The organism is Paraburkholderia sabiae, assembly GCF_030412785.1.
Lineage (GTDB): Bacteria > Pseudomonadota > Gammaproteobacteria > Burkholderiales > Burkholderiaceae > Paraburkholderia > Paraburkholderia sabiae.
Map to the genome: position 1 here is coordinate 184115 of NZ_CP125297.1, position 15558 is coordinate 199672.

Annotated in this window: 14 protein-coding genes and 1 pseudogene; 12 read left to right on the forward strand and 3 right to left on the reverse strand. The window is 58.2% G+C overall.

The genetic code is table 11. From position 1 onward, the window contains the following. Positions 1-193: 193 nt before the first annotated feature. Entirely contained in the window at positions 194-571 is a 378-nt protein-coding gene (locus QEN71_RS40620; protein ID WP_201662777.1) for a hypothetical protein, read from the reverse strand. A gap of 2543 nt (positions 572-3114) precedes the next feature. On the opposite strand from QEN71_RS40620, the gene QEN71_RS40625 reads away from it, so the two are divergent. The 4 genes from QEN71_RS40625 to istB all read left to right on the forward strand — a co-directional run bounded on the left by QEN71_RS40625 (position 3115) and on the right by istB (position 6604). Continuing rightward, positions 3115-3285, forward strand: a complete 171-nt coding sequence (locus tag QEN71_RS40625) for a hypothetical protein (protein ID WP_233472234.1) — start codon at positions 3115-3117, stop codon at positions 3283-3285. Between the two features lies 1 nt (position 3286). Beyond that, the gene (locus QEN71_RS40630; RefSeq protein WP_201662774.1) at positions 3287-3745 is read left to right on the forward strand and encodes a hypothetical protein; all 459 of its coding nucleotides are present in this window, start codon (positions 3287-3289) and stop codon (positions 3743-3745) included. A 547-nt stretch (positions 3746-4292) separates the two neighbouring features. Further along, entirely contained in the window at positions 4293-5786 is a 1494-nt protein-coding gene (istA, locus tag QEN71_RS40635; RefSeq protein WP_201662963.1) for an IS21 family transposase, read from the forward strand. Beyond that, entirely contained in the window at positions 5783-6604 is an 822-nt protein-coding gene (istB, locus tag QEN71_RS40640; RefSeq protein WP_201662960.1) for an IS21-like element helper ATPase IstB, read from the forward strand. Before istA ends, istB begins: the two co-directional genes overlap by 4 nt. Before the next feature lie 232 nt (positions 6605-6836). On the opposite strand, the gene QEN71_RS40645 is transcribed toward istB, so the two are convergent. Continuing rightward, entirely contained in the window at positions 6837-7049 is a 213-nt protein-coding gene (locus QEN71_RS40645) for a hypothetical protein (protein WP_201662696.1), read from the reverse strand. Positions 7050-7079: 30 nt separating this feature from the next. Between QEN71_RS40645 and QEN71_RS40650 the strand changes: the two genes are divergently transcribed. Beyond that, a complete protein-coding gene (locus QEN71_RS40650; RefSeq protein ID WP_201662693.1) occupies positions 7080-7361 on the forward strand; it encodes a transposase in 282 nt (93 codons plus the stop codon). 27 nt (positions 7362-7388) lie between these two features. Continuing rightward, positions 7389-7550, forward strand: coding sequence for a transposase (locus tag QEN71_RS40655; protein WP_233472229.1), 162 nt, complete (start codon positions 7389-7391; stop codon positions 7548-7550). Positions 7551-8147: 597 nt separating this feature from the next. On the opposite strand, the gene QEN71_RS40660 is transcribed toward QEN71_RS40655, so the two are convergent. After that, the gene (locus tag QEN71_RS40660) at positions 8148-8366 is read right to left on the reverse strand and encodes a hypothetical protein (RefSeq protein WP_201662689.1); all 219 of its coding nucleotides are present in this window, start codon (positions 8364-8366) and stop codon (positions 8148-8150) included. Between the two features lie 481 nt (positions 8367-8847). On the opposite strand from QEN71_RS40660, the gene QEN71_RS40665 reads away from it, so the two are divergent. The 6 genes and pseudogenes from QEN71_RS40665 to QEN71_RS40690 all read left to right on the forward strand — a co-directional run bounded on the left by QEN71_RS40665 (position 8848) and on the right by QEN71_RS40690 (position 15536). Then, positions 8848-9393 (forward strand): type 1 glutamine amidotransferase family protein, encoded by a 546-nt coding sequence (locus QEN71_RS40665; protein ID WP_233472228.1) that lies wholly within the window; start codon positions 8848-8850, stop codon positions 9391-9393. Between the two features lie 104 nt (positions 9394-9497). After that, positions 9498-9821, forward strand: coding sequence for a helix-turn-helix domain-containing protein (locus QEN71_RS40670; RefSeq protein WP_290468303.1), 324 nt, complete (start codon positions 9498-9500; stop codon positions 9819-9821). Between the two features lie 754 nt (positions 9822-10575). Beyond that, complete coding sequence (locus QEN71_RS40675; protein WP_201662686.1) at positions 10576-11703, forward strand: GlxA family transcriptional regulator; 1128 nt, start codon at positions 10576-10578, stop codon at positions 11701-11703. A 48-nt stretch (positions 11704-11751) separates the two neighbouring features. Then, positions 11752-13569: a glutamine--fructose-6-phosphate transaminase (isomerizing) gene (glmS, locus tag QEN71_RS40680; RefSeq protein ID WP_201662682.1), complete on the forward strand. Its 1818-nt coding sequence runs from the start codon at positions 11752-11754 to the stop codon at positions 13567-13569. Positions 13570-13930: 361 nt separating this feature from the next. Next, positions 13931-14434, forward strand: a pseudogene (locus tag QEN71_RS40685) (transposase); the annotation flags it as partial. A 67-nt stretch (positions 14435-14501) separates the two neighbouring features. Then, a complete protein-coding gene (locus QEN71_RS40690; protein WP_201663012.1) occupies positions 14502-15536 on the forward strand; it encodes an IS630 family transposase in 1035 nt (344 codons plus the stop codon). Positions 15537-15558 lie beyond the last annotated feature (22 nt).

A 15558-nucleotide genomic window follows, 5' to 3' on the forward strand; every position in this document is an offset into this window, starting at 1 on the left:
ACTGATTCACACGTAAGATTCGATTGACCTCACCGAGGCTATCCAGGACCGGAAATACGGATTGGACCGTCTCGGGTCGGCAGACCTACCCCGAGGCCTGTTGAATCCGCGACGTGCTGGCTTACCAGCGCGCCGAGGAGTGCATCGCGAGACGCCCGGCTCGTATCTGTATCACCCAGAGAACGTCTCTGAATCACGTTACGCGCCGCCTTGACATCCGCGTGCTGACGTGCCCGCACCACAGGCACTTGAGTTTCGCCTGGTCGGTGCGGTTATTCTTATCTACGTATCCGCGAGCCGAATCGGCCTGTGACGAATACGCGGCGATAACTTTCCTGCATGTGATGCCGATGTCCGAGATCAGCCTGTTGAGCCAGCGACTCAGGCCCGGCGCGCGGAGATCGAGCCGCTCGAACACGAGCTCGGCCGGTGTGCGCACTGCTACCAGCCCGTTCAGGCAACGGCCGACCTCGCTTTCGAGCCACCCACGCATCGCGGCGACGTACCTGCGATACTGTGCGTGCCGGTTGGGTTTGAGGCCGCGCTTCTGAAGATACTGAGCGAGCTTCATGATGCGCCGATCGTAGTACTCTAGCTTCACGCACCATTGCCGGCCAATGAGGTCACCCACTCCTCTGCGCCACCGCCCCGGCCGAGTGTTCTCCTTAAACTTGTCAAACTCACGAAGAGCTCTTCGACATCACTTGCAGGAAGGTCATCGCCGCGCGTTCAGTCCGATTCGACTTGCGAATACCTGAACGAGAACAACCGAACAAAACAAACGGAATTCAGGTGCCTGTAACTCAGCAGCCTGCAACGAAAGCGTGAGCGGCGCCGCAGCGATAGCCGATGAAGCCCGTCTTAGCGTCACGTTCGGTACCGACAATTTTAGGATTCCCGTGCTCGCCGTCGGTGCGGGCGCCGGTCCCGTCGATCCTGGATTCAAGGCCTTCTCCAGCTCCGGGCGGACGACGGGCAAGGGGCTGCCGCGGCGAATCCGGAGTCGTGTCAAGGCTTGGTGACCTTCAACGACCTCACGAAGGTAGTCCAATGAATGCTAGTGGCCGAACTGAGTTGGCCGCCCCTTCCCCCACGACATTCATGACGCTCGCTCCAGCCGCATACCGTCGACGGGCATACTGCCTCGCTTTCATGATCCGGTCGTCGATTGCGGAGAGTTCAAACCTAGCGAACGAAGTTCAGAGCTCAACAAATGTCGACATTGCAGTGTCACAATGCCGCCGCTGATTCCAAGCCTTCCTTACAATTTCCAAAAAACAATTCGTTAGCAGATTTTCATTCCAATTCGTTGACCGCTTACCCGCTCTGGGTTTAGGGTCACGCTTTCAAACCGCCCCCACAGCCGAATACCAATCGATGCAATCATTGAGTGTTGAAATCGCTGGCGTGACTTACACGGGAACCTACCGCGTCACGTCGGGTTCAGTCATCGTCTACTTCGATGCTGACATTAAATTTTCCCCCAAGGGGATAGATCCTCCCGAGGTCGTCGCTCGATGGCTGCTCCGAGATCTATGCCTAAGAAGCGAAGCGCACAAGCACAAGCTCGGCAAGCCCTAAGCACCTCCAAACACCGGCCGCGTGTGGGCTTTCCACCCGCGTGGAGGGTCCTACACAGTTCACGACTCACGAGCGCGATATTACCGTCCCCTGGCGAGCACAGCTTGAACGATGTCGTTGCCAGCGAGGCTTCCATCGTCGAACAATTTAGCGCTGGCGGCAGCCTACAGGGCGTCGCTTCGCGCGTAGCCCTATCGTCGCCATCAACGCAGCATTTCATCGTTACGCCTCGCAGAGCCCTTTTGGATTGGCCAACCCATGAATGGGAATGCGCCACCGATAGCGAGACGAAAAGAGGCAGCGCCGCACGTTCCTGCGTAGCGCTGCCAAGAAAGACTTTACGCGTTGCTCATGCGATCACTGCAAAAAAGACCGCACCGTAAGGACCGGTGCGTGTTCCCAAACGTAACGATGACAACAAGCGTCCCACGCGTGGAGCGGGGAAATTTTAAAGCGACTTCATCGATGACAATCGGCGAACAATCAACCTCGGAGCGGAATTCCTGCGAAGACCGGTGGACAATCGCATTAAAGCTCCGCAGACCCCACGCATCCCGCCCCAGCACAGGCCACGCTCGCTTCCGCGACGGAAGCAAATAATGCGCGTTCTCGCTGTTGTCTCTTTCGGCCACAGCTTTGGCCGAACTGCGCAAACCACTGACGCGCCGCGCGTCTTATAATCGACTAAGTTCCGAAACATGGAACGCACCGGTCCTTGGCATCCGCATCGGCCGATCCCGTTGTGGACTTTTCGTCGTCTTGGAGGTTTAGCTGCTGGAGCTCAAACGGGGGTTCCCCATTCGGCGACGCCGCACCGGAACCATGGTGCGGCATCTTTTTGACGCTTCAGCAATGACATTTTGCTGGAAGAACTTCCTCACGTGCCAAATTGTGCATCTCCAGGAAACTGGCGCTTCCTTCGGCCGTCCTAGGCCGGGGTACCTGCTGGAGGCAAAACCTATGAAGCGCATCTTTGCGCGAATGCCCAGGCGCCGAAGAACCTTCATTGACTGGGATCGAGCCGAGGGGGGCCACGAATGCGGCCACGAAATCGATGCGCAGCAATGAGAAGAACAATCCGACATCGATAGCGACATCCCCCTCTCACGAGGAATTGCGCCGGCGGTGAAGATGGCACTGCGCAACCCTCGAATCAACGCCTCAGTCGAAACTGTTCGCCGCACTTTGAAGATCGTAGCGGGTTGAGGGTTAAGCCGGCTAGAGCCAGCGGCCAGGCATGATTCGATGCGGACATGCGACACCTCTACGTCTTGCAGAAATCCGGCGAAACGACGAAATGAACGCAAAAAAACACACTCAATCAAATCAATTCCGCCGTACGTCGCAGCGAACAATCTGGAACAATCTTGGATTTGGTCAAATGCGACGGTTCTGTGCCAAGCACAGCACGATGCTTCTGTGCCATGACAGCATCACCGTGTAATTCATTGCGCACGTCGTAGCAACGCCGGCCGTGCCGATGCAAATCCTCAATGGCACATTTGAGCTTTTCAGCGACATATGACATGGTGCATGTACTATCTGTTGGTGGCGCACCTTGGGCTGCATAACATGCTGGCCAAGGCGAACGATCTTGGCTTGGTTGATCGGCTGCTGGATGGCAGCAGCGACAACTTGACGAGGTGGTTACGCCTGATCGAGCGCGAAGGTGACGTGCAGGGAATCGCAGATCTGGAAAGCTGATATGTCTAGAAAGAACCGAGTTTCGAAAACAACGCAATCTGCACGACGCGAGGAAGCGTTGTTGCGTTTGCCGATGCCCCGCCCCGAAGTCGACGAGCTGGTGCTGATGTACCGCGCGGCACTGGAGGCGGTGAAGCGAGGGTATACAGACGCACCGCTAACAAGACGGCTTTACACCGCCGTGCTACTCACTCGCTTTCTGACAGATTCCGGACATGGACTGCTAGATCTGTGCGCGCTTAAGGACGCGTACAAGCAACTCACGACCATATATGAGCACGGTGATGAGACCGGCGTCTGGGACTATCCGCCAGAAACCATAGCCCTTTTGACGCAGGTTCTCAACGAGCACGACAGGCAACTGCGAGAAACGCCTTTGCATTTCCTGCTTCAAGCGAGCGACCGTCTGGACAAGATCATTGAGCGGTCGTACTCGCGCGAAATCAGCTTCTCGAATTGACCGGTGGGCGCGGCAAGCCTTGTCCTTCAAGGGCGAGTGAGAATCGCACGGACGCCGAAGGCGTCCTTCTCAGGTGCTAGTGCGGTCTTCCGCATAAGTCGCTTCAGTCTCATGGACCGCGCTAAACGGACTCATCAGACGCCTCCAAGCCTTCAAATTCGAACTGATGCCCACCAATGAGCAAGCGCAAGATGTGCCATTCGGTGGCGCGCGCCGCTTCGGCTGTAACAAGGCGTTGGGTTGCAGAATGAGCGCTATGCGGCTGGCGAGAAAAAGTTCGGCTAACCTGCCCCCTGCAAGCTGCTCACCGGGTAGCGGAACAGCGGGCAACGCCGTGGCTTGCCGACGCGCCCCTGAACCCATCGCAGCAGGCGCTAAAGGGCCTCGTGCGCGGCGACAATCATCTTGGCCGGTATAGCGACAGAGGTTTTGGCCGTTGGGGAGAGGTCGGAGGCGGCGTAGCCGCCGGAGAGCTCTCCCCAACGGCGGCGCCGAGTCGGCTGGGTTCTACGATGGCTGATCAAATCAAGAAGAAGCGATCAGCCGCATGTCCGGAACCCGTATTACCGACCAACAGGTTCGCCTCTACATGTCCAAACGCAAACATCACTCTCAGGAGATCGCCGCCGCGAAGGCCGGCATCAGCGTGCGCAGCGCGCGCCGCATAGAACGAGACGCCTTACTGCCATCCCAGAAACCTCGTCGTTACTGGCGTTCCCGTCCCGACCCCTTCGCTGACGTCTGGGATACTGAAGTCGTTCCGATGCTCGCGAACGCGCCGGAACTTCAGGCGGTCACGATCCTGCGCAAGCTTCAGGATGATCATCCCGGGGAATATCCCGACAGCACACGCCGCACACTCGAGCGACGCGTGCGGCACTGGAGGGCGATGTCGGGCCCACCGAAGGAAGTCTTCTTCCCGCAGCTGCACGAGCCCGGCGCACGCGGCCTGTCCGACTTTACCGACATGGCCGAACTGCGAGTGACGATCGCTGGTGTGCCATTCGAACACCGGCTGTACCACTTCGTGCTCGCGTTCTCGCGCTGGGAATACGCCAATGTCGTTGAAGGCGGTGAGAGCTTCGAAGCACTGTCCATGGGATTGCAGAACGCACTTTGGCAGGCCGGAGGATGTCCGCGCGAGCATCGCACTGACAGTCTGTCAGCGGCGTTCAGAAACCTCGCGGACGAAGACGACTTCACGGTGCGCTATGCGGCGCTGCTCGAGCACTATGGCATGAACGGGACGCGCAACAATCGCGGCCTGGGTCACGAGAACGGTAGCGTTGAGTCATCGCATCGCTATCTGAAGGAAGCCGTCGACCAGGCGTTGATGTTGCGCGGTCACCGGGACTTCGCCGATCGTGCGGCCTATGATGAGTTTCTGCGCGAGGTCGTCATGCGTCGCAACCGGCGTAACGCAGCGGCGTTCCGTCTTGAGCGCGAACAGCTCATGGATCTGCCGTTAAGGCGCACGACCGACTTCGTCGAGGAAGAAGCACGCGTTACACGCTGCAGCACCTTCACTGTTCGCGGCATTCTTTACAGCGCGCCGTCGCGCCTGATCGGTCACCGCCTGAAAGTGCGCGTGTACGGTGACCGGCTCGACTGCTATCTGTCGGGCGCGCTGGTGCATAGCACCTCGCGAGGCTCGCGCGCCAGCGACAACCGCCGCGCACTGGATTACCGACACTTCATTGAGAGCCTCAAACGCAAGCCACAGGCCTTCAAGGGGCTTGCGTTTCGAGATGAGCTGTTTCCGCGTGAGGCGTATCGCCGGACGTGGGAACAGCTGGAGGCGAGGCTGACGCAACGCGAGGCGTGCAAAGTCATCGTTGGATTGCTTGAGCTCGCCGCGCTCGATGGCGTCGAGGCCGTGCTGGCCGCGCGCCTGAACGCGTTGCTGGTTGACGGCAAGCTGCCTGATCTGAAGACTCTTCGTGAGGAGTTTGCACCGCGTCACGCCGAGTGCCCAGTCGTCAATGTCGAGATGCCACCCGCAAGCAGCTATGACGACCTGCTGGGCAAGGAGGTCGCATGAGCACGCCCGCCTACGATGCCGGCCGTCTTGCCTTGATGCTCAATGAACTGCGTCTGCCGACCATCGCCCGCCTGTGGCCCGAGTTTGCAGAGCGCTCCGACAAGGAGGGCTGGCAGGCGACGCGGCTGATCGGCGCACTGCTCGAACACGAACTGGCCGAGCGGGCCAAACGGCGCATCGAACGACACCGTGCCGAGTCGCATCTGGACCCGACCAAGACGATCGCGACCTTCGACTTCAGCATGGTGCCGATGGTTTCGAAGGCGCACGTCATGGCGCTCGCGACCGGCGATTCATGGCTTGAGAAAGGCGCCACAGCGCTTCTGTTTGGCCCGCCCGGAGCAGGAAAAAGTCACTTGGGATGTGCCATTGGACATGCGCTGATCGACGCCGGCTACCGGGTGCTGTTCACACGGACCAGCGAACTTGTGCAGAAGCTGCAGGCTGCACGTCAGAGCCTGCAGTTGCCTTCAGCCCTTGCCAAGCTCGACCGCTTCGACCTGATCATCCTGGACGACCTGTCGTATGCCAGGAAGGACCAAGCCGAAACCAGTGTGCTGTTCGAACTGATTGCCGAAAGATACGAGCGTCGCAGCCTTCTGATCACCGCCAACCAGCCGTTCTCGGGCTGGAATGACGTGTTTCCGGATCCCGGCATGACCGTCGCTGCAATCGACCGGCTCGTCCATCATTCGACGATCTTCGAGATGAATGTCGAAAGCTACCGTCGTCGCACGGCCAGCGACAAACAGAACAGCCGGCGCCGACAATCATCCGGCGACAATCAACAACAAGGAGCGACAACCATGACCGGATAACTACCGACAACCATCCCGGTCGACCGGCCAAGATGATTGTCGGTAAACCGGCCATGCTGCTTGACGCTATCTAGCCTCGAGCGCGCCTATTCGACCTTCGGGGAAAAGCGGCAGATTTTCCGCGTTTCAAGCGCAAGGGCAGCAGGGACAGCTTCCGGTTCCCGGACCCGGAACAGGTCAAGCTCGAGCGCGGTAACCGCCGCCTGTTTAGGCCGAAGCTCGGCTACATACGCTACCGCAACAGTCGGCCCGTGCTCGGCGAGGTGCGCAACGTCACGGTCAGCCGGTCCGGCGAGAAGTGCTTTGCCAGCATCCAGACGCAGCGCGAAGTCAACGTACCCTTGCCGACGGCCACAAGCGCGATCGGCGTAGATGTCGGAATCGAACGCTTCGCCATGCTGAGCGATGGCTCGCACATCGCCTCGCTCAACAGTTCAGGAAGCACGAGAAGCGCCTCCCCACATACCAGCGGCGCATGGCGAAGAAGAAGTTCAGCCGGAACTGGAAGAAGGCCAATGCCCGCGTCCAGAACATTCACACTGACATCGCGGACGCCCGCAAAGGCTTCCTGCACACAGCTTCTGCAACGATTGGCAAAAACCACGCGCTCGTATGTATCGAAGGCCTGCAGACGCTCAACATGAGCAAGTCGGCAAGCGGTACCATTGAGGCGCCAGGCAAGAATGTCCGGGCAAAGGCCAGGCTCAATAGGTCAATTCTCGACCAACGCGGGCGCGAATCCCTGGCGCCAACTTGAGTACAAGACGCGGCTTGGTCCGGCGATATGCTGCTCGCGGTACCGGCGCACAACACGAGCCGCACGTGCCCGCGCTGCGCACACGTGGCAAAAGAGAACCTGAAGATTCAAGCCCGGCTGGCGTGTATGTCGTGCGGATATGAGAATCACGGCGACGTCGTCGGTGTAATCAATGTTACAGGGCGCTGACAGCTGGCTTCGCGCTGCGCACTGGTTGACACGAGTCAGAACGGATTCCTTACAGCGAGACGAAAAAAACCCGCCGACGTCGTGGGAGCATCGGCGGGGACAAGAGCTCGACGGGATTTTTCCGAGGGCCTTCCCGCGAGTGACCGGGAGCGATTGTACGTCCGCCGGGACGACGATCGAACATTGCGGCGGAATCGTCTCCGATGTTGTCTGCAAGCGCTCACAAGCCAAGGCGCAGCGGTCGCGGACGCTCTCCGCTCGCGTGAACTCGAAAGGCCCTTGCTGCATGAAAGATGAGTAGTCAGTCGACTACCTGAAGAGGTATGGCCGGGATTCGTGAATACCCGAAGCTTCAGATATTAACGAATCCCGGCCAGGCCTCCTGAAGGACGGGTATCGATGATGTGATGGTATACGGCCAACTGGCATGACTGCTGGATGGCAGATCGGCGAACGCCAGGACAAGCCCGAGGCCTCTTCGCTTATGGTCACGTGTATAAACTGAATCGCTGGCTCACAGCTCGCTGCCTGACATCAGCCAGGCGTCGCATTTAGCACCTGTTCGCCTCTTGGACAGCCCGCGAAGTAAGCGGGCGGTCAAGCTGTCCGATTCCCCTTCGATTGGCCTTGCTCATCGAAAAGTGCCAACACTTCGGCTACTGAGTAGTCCGGCAGTTGCTTGGCAAGCACTTCCCAAAAAATCACATCGTGCATAGCACTGGCGTCTTCTTCCGTCTTCCACGCTCTCGCGCCCACAATTGAGTCTGCGGTCTCGCATGCAGCTTCGACGATGGTTCGAATGTCTTCTTTACGCATAAATACTTTATCGGTCGCGCGTCTTCATTCTGTAGCCCGGTCAGCAAACGTTCGTCTACCGGACTGCCGACTTTGGTCTTGTACAATCAGTGACAAGATGTCGAGAGCGAATTGTACAGGCACGCTCGTGCGATGCAGACAGTCGGCGGATCGCGCAAACATTCTGTCCGAGAATACGAGGGAACTGGTTCCAAAAAATATTGCTACAGACCGCATAAGGTCGAGAGATTCCGACGACGCCACAATCACCCTTGACTGCCGCGACTTGGCAAGAAATTCCCCGTTAAAATGAGACGCACTGTCAATTGCGGCACAATTTTCCGCTAAAATAGTCGATCTCCACGTGGGCGATCGCATCGCCTACTGAATTCGCCCACGGCTGGCTAGCCTAGCACGCGGCTTCACTGTGAAAATGGTCCGAAGAGCCCATCGTTGCGAACTCACGAGTTCGATACATCGTCTTCTCGGAAGCAAATATGTAATGGAATCAGACAAACGTTGGTCGCTGCAGTGGAGCAAGTCCAATTGGGCGCTAACGCGTACCGACATCCTGGTATTCGAGGGCTTTGCGCTGCCGGAAGTTGCATTGGTTATTGAAATATTCCATAAAGCGAACGCTCTAATCGCGAGCCTCCCGGAAAGCCCTCCACCCTACGAAGTCACGTTGCTTTCAGCTGCGGGCGGACGCGTTGCGAGTTCGTCATCAGTCTTGGTGTGGACAGAACACTTAGACTGCCGCCGCCGCAAGGACGATAAGCGATTGGTCTTCATCGCGGGCGGATCCGGAGCACGCGACGCATGTAAGGAGCAGCGCATGGTCGAATGGCTATCTCGGCAGCATTCGTCCAGTGAACTGATTCAGCCGATTGCGGAGGGACGATGTGTGTTGGAGGCGGCCGGCCTCTCGACTACGGAGCCATCCTCCTGTGGCGACACATCGGTCCGCGAAACAAACACTTCTCTGACGCAGCCCTTGCCGCATTACGAATCGTCGAACAAGACCTTGGCACAAGTATCGCCAAGCTGATTTCAGTGTCGCTTTCCACGCATCAGGCCGCGCCCTCCAGTGAGATGCCTGAGACGGTTGCGGAACGACTGCCAAGCAGCAACATTCAAATCGCGGTTCGTTGGATGGACGCAAACATCGCGTCCCCGATCTCCATCGACGCCGTAGCGGACGCCGCGGCAATGAGCCAGCGCAACTTTCTGCGCCGGTTCAGGAAAGAGACAGGCATGACGCCGTCCGACTATTTGCTGCGCGCGCGGCTCAACCTCTGCTGCAGGTTGCTCGTGGAGACGCGTTTGCCCGTTGACAAGATCGCGCGTCGCTGTGGCTTTAGCGGTGGCGCACAATTGGCGAAGCTCTTCCGAAAGTCTTTATCAACCACGCCGACAGCATACCGTGAGGCGCTGAAGGCACCTCCAGTGGGCAAGTCCTCCTCCGGCGGAACATAGCTCCCGCGTTTTGCCAAAACCGTGTCGCATGCCGCCGTCCCTGCGCATAGCGAGGCATACCCCTCTCTCTTCGCGATAGACTTCGGCCTGGAATGCGAAGGACGTGCAGGTAGGCCAGCCTTGTCCTTCGACTTTACAGCCGCGGCTCCGACGAGCAGCGGCTTCTTTTTCGTTAGAGCTTGCCGGAGAGCGAGTGGAAATGGCAGATGGCCTCGCGACTCGCGCGCTCAGAGGCTCGTTCCATTATGCGTTTGACATGAACCCATCAATTTTCTTAGCGGTTCGTGTGCGCCTGCTACCACAATCAAGCTCCTCAAGGCAAATGCATTCGACATGATTCGCGGCTAAAGCAAAACTATTTTTGCAATATCGCGAAATGGACTTTGCTTTGCACTGTTCCAATAAATCCGACTTCGAATAATGGTGTAAGAGATTTGCTTGGTTAGCGAGTGCGATCATCACGAGCACTGGAGCGTGACGAGATAATAAAAGGTCACTGTACAGACGCCCCTAGTACGGTGCTCTTCACGCCTGGCCCCGCATCAAAGTGTCAAAGCGCGCATCACCGCGGCTCCGCCGCGAGCCAGTGAGAGCAATAGGCTGAAATACCAGTTTCGATTGACTTCTACGGTCAAGATGTTGGCGCATTCAGCCATTCGTCTGCGCCACTTGGCGAATTACGTGCGGTAAACCCGATAATCATGAGGAAAGTCCTTTACAGCGACGCCGAATACATATTCCCGGGGAAAGTACGATGGAGTTTGCTCGCACCATGTCGCCGCCGAACGTGCTTCAGTCAGACGCACCGTCGAAAATGCAAAATATCAAGCGAATAGACATAGCGCTATTCGATGGATTTGCGCTACCTGATACGGCTGCCGTCATAGAAATTTTCCATAAGGCTAACGCATTGCTCGTGCAGCGCCATGACTCACTGCCACGATACGAAGTCTCCCTGTTGTCGACTTCGGGCGGGCGTATTGCGAGCTCCTCTGCAGTGTATGTCTGGACGGAAAGCGTCGACTCACGTCGGGATGAACGCGACATCCATAGGCTATTCATCGCAGGTGGAATTGGCGCCCATCGCGCATTGCACGACGAGCGTCTAATCCCATGGTTGCGTCGGGCATGTCAGGCTTCCCGTACCGTTCACCCGATTGCCGAGGGACGCTTATTGTATGAGGCTACCGACTCAAACGAAAGCTGCGACGAACGAACCGACCGGGCTGGCGTCGGTAGCCGCGAGGTCGCACCTAGACTGTACGACGAAAGCATGAGACCGGTGCGCGCAGCTTTGGACATCGTCACCAAGGACTTGGGCGCGGAGTTGGCCCAAAGCATTGCCCAATCCATGGCGCCACAAGGCGATACATCTGTCGACGAATTCTTCCAAGCGAAGTTGAACACGAACGTCAGCGACAAGATCAACGCGTCCGCGCGATGGATTGAAGAGAACGTCGGTCGATCAGTCTCGATGGACCATGCAGCAAAGGTCGCGGCAATGAGCGAACGAAACTTTCTGAGACGTTTCAAGAACGAGATGGGGATGACCCCGTCCGACTATCTGCTATATGCGCGGCTGAATCTGAGCTGCCGGATGCTTGTAGAAACGCGTCTGCCCGTGGATAAGATTGCGCGCCACTGCGGGATTGGTAGCGGAGGACATCTTGCCAAGTTGTTCCGGAAGCATCTGTCGACGACACCTACCGATTATCGGAAACGCAAGGAAGCGTCGTGTGCTGTCCCTGGCAGCTGCAGCAAAGCAAAAAGCATCAACATCGATGCGGGCGTCATGGCGATGGCACTTTACCCCGGCCCGACGCTCGCTCTGACTTCGGTGCACAATCGTCGAAAGCGAAGGCCACTTGCTGTCTGCCAATAGCCCGTCTGTCTCGTAGACACTCCCTCTCGTACCTTAGGACACAACCTCATGTGTGGCATTGTAGGCGCCGTTGCGCACCGAAATATTGTTCCCGTCCTCATCGAAGGATTGCGACGCCTCGAATATCGTGGATATGACTCGTGCGGCATGGCCGTGCTTACAGCCGACGGTCCTCATCGGGTTCGCAGTGTTGCACGCGTGGCCGAACTTGACGAACAGGTGAGCAATGCCCGCTTCGAGGGCGTCACTGGCATCGCGCATACGCGCTGGGCGACGCATGGTGCAGCGACCATAAACAATGCACATCCGATTGTCTCGAGCGGTTCTCTGGCTATCGTACATAACGGGATCATCGAGAACTATGAGATCCTCCGCGAAGCGCTGCGTCGCCAACACTATGAGTTCGTCTCACAAACGGATACCGAGGTCATCGCACACCTGATTCATAGCCTCTACGAAGGCGACCTTTTCGCGGCCGTGCGTAAAGCCGTGCGACAACTCACAGGCGCCTATGCGGTAGGCGTCGTGCATAAGGATCAGCCCCACACCCTGGTGGGCGCGCGCGCCGGCTCTCCGCTCGTTGTGGGCTATGGCGACGGCGAAAACTTCATTGCTTCTGATGCACTCGCCTTGGCCGGTAGCGCCGAGCACGTTAGCTATCTCGAGGAGGGCGATGTCTGTGAGATTACGCTCGCGGGCGTACGTATCGTCGACTTTCGCGGTGAGAAGGTCGTGCGCAATCCCCGAAGGATGCCGGCGTATAGCACCGGGGTGGAGCTCGGCCCGTATCGTCACTACATGCAGAAAGAGATTTTTGAACAACCCAGTGCCATCGCAGACACGATCCCCGACGCAGAAACGTTTTCACCGGGGTTGTTCGGTAAGACCGCTGGTGGGGTGTTCCGCGACATTGACAGCGTGTTAATTCTCGCGTGCGGCACCAGTTACTACGCTGGTCTTACCGCCAAGTACTGGCTCGAATCGGTCGCCAAGATTCGTACCGACGTTGAAATTGCTAGCGAGTATCGCTATCGCGAGTCAGTGCCGAATCCACGCATGCTTGTAGTAGCCGTCTCGCAGTCGGGCGAAACCGCCGACACGCTTGCCGCCCTCAAGCACGCACAGTCCCGAGGAATGGAGCACACGCTCGCCGTGTGTAACGTAGCAACGAGCGCCATGGTACGCCTCACCGACTTCAAGTTCCTCACTCATGCGGGCACCGAGATCGGAGTCGCCTCGACGAAGGCGTTCACGACTCAACTCGTCGCGCTCTTCATTCTTGCAGTGACGCTCGGCAAGATGCGCGGCCACGTCAGCGACGCGCAAGAAACCGAGTACCTCCATCAGCTTCGACACCTGCCCGCAGCGCTCAATGCGGTGCTCGCGCTGGAGCCGCAGATCATTGCATGGTCCGACCAGTTCGCGCACAAGGAAAACGCCCTCTTCCTCGGACGCGGATTGCATTATCCGATTGCGCTAGAGGGCGCGCTGAAGCTTAAGGAAATCTCGTATATCCACGCCGAGGCCTACTCCGCTGGGGAACTGAAGCACGGGCCGCTTGCGCTGGTGACGGACGCCATGCCTGTGGTAACCGTTGCGCCGAACGACGCGCTTCTTGACAAGCTCAAGTCGAATATGCAGGAAGTGCGCGCCCGAGGTGGGCACATCTATGTTTTTGCGGATGATGACACACACATCACGAGCGAGGATGGCATCCACGTCATCCGCATGCCTGAACACTACGGTCTGCTCTCACCGATCCTGCACGTCGTGCCGCTGCAACTGCTCGCATATCATACGGCGTGCGCGCGAGGCACGGATGTCGACAAGCCTCGAAATTTGGCTAAATCGGTGACGGTCGAGTGAATAGTTAAGCACAGCAGCGACGGGGAGGCTGAACGGCCCGCTCGCGCGCGCCGGGATGCACCCTGGCAGGTGGGAACATCCTACCGAGCGTTCCGCTCTCGTCCCCGCGCAAGCGGAAAAGTCTCGCAAGAACGGTTGACGCCGACTAGAACTGTTCTAAAGAATGGCGGGCGCGCCCGCCGGCAGCCACTTCCGCATGCCCGAATGAAACGCATCCAACGCCAACGCTTCGTGTGATCCGAATCCCCCAGCCCATGGCCTGCTGCCACCGATTCCGCTCACCAAGAGCGAACACATGGCCGCTTCTCCCGTCTTTTTAAGCACGCGCAGCCGATAGCTCGCTGCTTTCTCCGAGGCTGGCCTGTTCAGGCGGTCCGAACCGCGACGGCGTTCGCTACGCCTATCTAAAAGATTTGCTGGGCACAGTCGAGCGCAAAAACGGCTGGCAGCTCGCAGAATGGATTGGCGAAGCCACGCCCGATGGGGTGCAGCACCTTCTCGAGCGGGCACAGTGGGATCCTGCCGCAGATCGCAACATCCTTCGGGACTACGTCATCGAGAATAGTCAGATCGGTGTGTTCTTATGCTATGCAGGCAACGGGGTAGCGCATTTATTGACCGGGAACTGTACATGCCACAGTCGTGGATCGATGATCGTCCTCGCTGTCGGGCAGCGGACGTCCCCGACAACGTGGGTTTCGCAACCAAGCCGCAGCGCGCGCGCCGGATGCTGGAACGGGCGCTGGATTCGGGAGTACCCTGCGGCTGGGTCACCGGCGATGAGGTGTATGGCGGTGACCGTCCCTTGCGGCTGTGGCTTGAGTCGCGCGCACAACCATTCGTGCTTGCGGTTAAGAAGAGCGAACCACTGTGGTGGCAAGGCCCGACTTACTGACGTGTGCACCAAATAGTGCGTGATGCGTTATACGAGCATGAAGAGAAAAAACGATGCCCGAAAGTTGGATGGAGCCACGCAGGTGCACGTGAGGAAGATGGTCGTGCAAGCGGTGCGCGGCGGGATGACGCAGACTGCGGCGGCAAACATCTACAGTGTCAGCCTGCGAGCGGTGAGCAAATGGATGAAGCTGTCGCGGGAAGGCGGATGGAGAGCGCTGAAGCCTGGCAAGCGAGGTCGCCAGCCGGGAAGTGGCCGGCTGAATCACACGCAGGCCGTGAGAATCCGCAAATTGATCATCGAACGGATGCCGGATCAACTGGCATTGCCGTTCCACCTGTGGACACGCGAATCGGTCGTGCAACTGATCGAGCGGGAATACGGCATCACGGTGTCGGCAACGACGGCCGGCCGATATCTCAAGGCGTGGGGTATGAGTGCCCAGAAGCCGGTGAGTCGTACCTATGAGAGGAACGACACGGCGATTGCGCGATGGCTGGACGAGGATTATCCAAAGATTGCAAAAGAGGCGAAGCAGGAAGAGGCAACCATCCTCTGGGGTGACGAAACGGGGCTGCGCAGCGATCACGTCAGCGGAACGAGTTTCGCCCTCAAAGGGCAAACGCCGCTGGTACGCTCGACGGGAAAGCGCTTCGGCTGCAACATGATCTCGGCGATATCCAATCGTGGGACGTTGAGTTTCATGGTGTTCGAGGGAACGTTCAAAAACGCGACGTTCATCGAATTCATGAAACGCCTGCTCAAACAGGCTACCCGCAAGATATACCTGATCGTCGACGGGCATCCGGTACATCGGTCCGTGGCCGTCAGGCGCTTCGTGGCTGACAATGCCGAACACCTGCGTCTGATTCGGCTGCCGGGATATTGCCCCGAACTGAACCCGGACGAACTGCTCAATCAGGACGTGAAGACCAATGCGCTCGGCAAGAGTCGACCGACCAGCAAGGCGGAACTGATTGGCAACGTTCGTCGACACCTGCATCGTAGGCAAAAGGAACCTCATGTGATTCGCAATCTGTTCCAGGAAAAACATGTCCGTTACGCTGCCTGACGAACTACGCACTATTTGATGC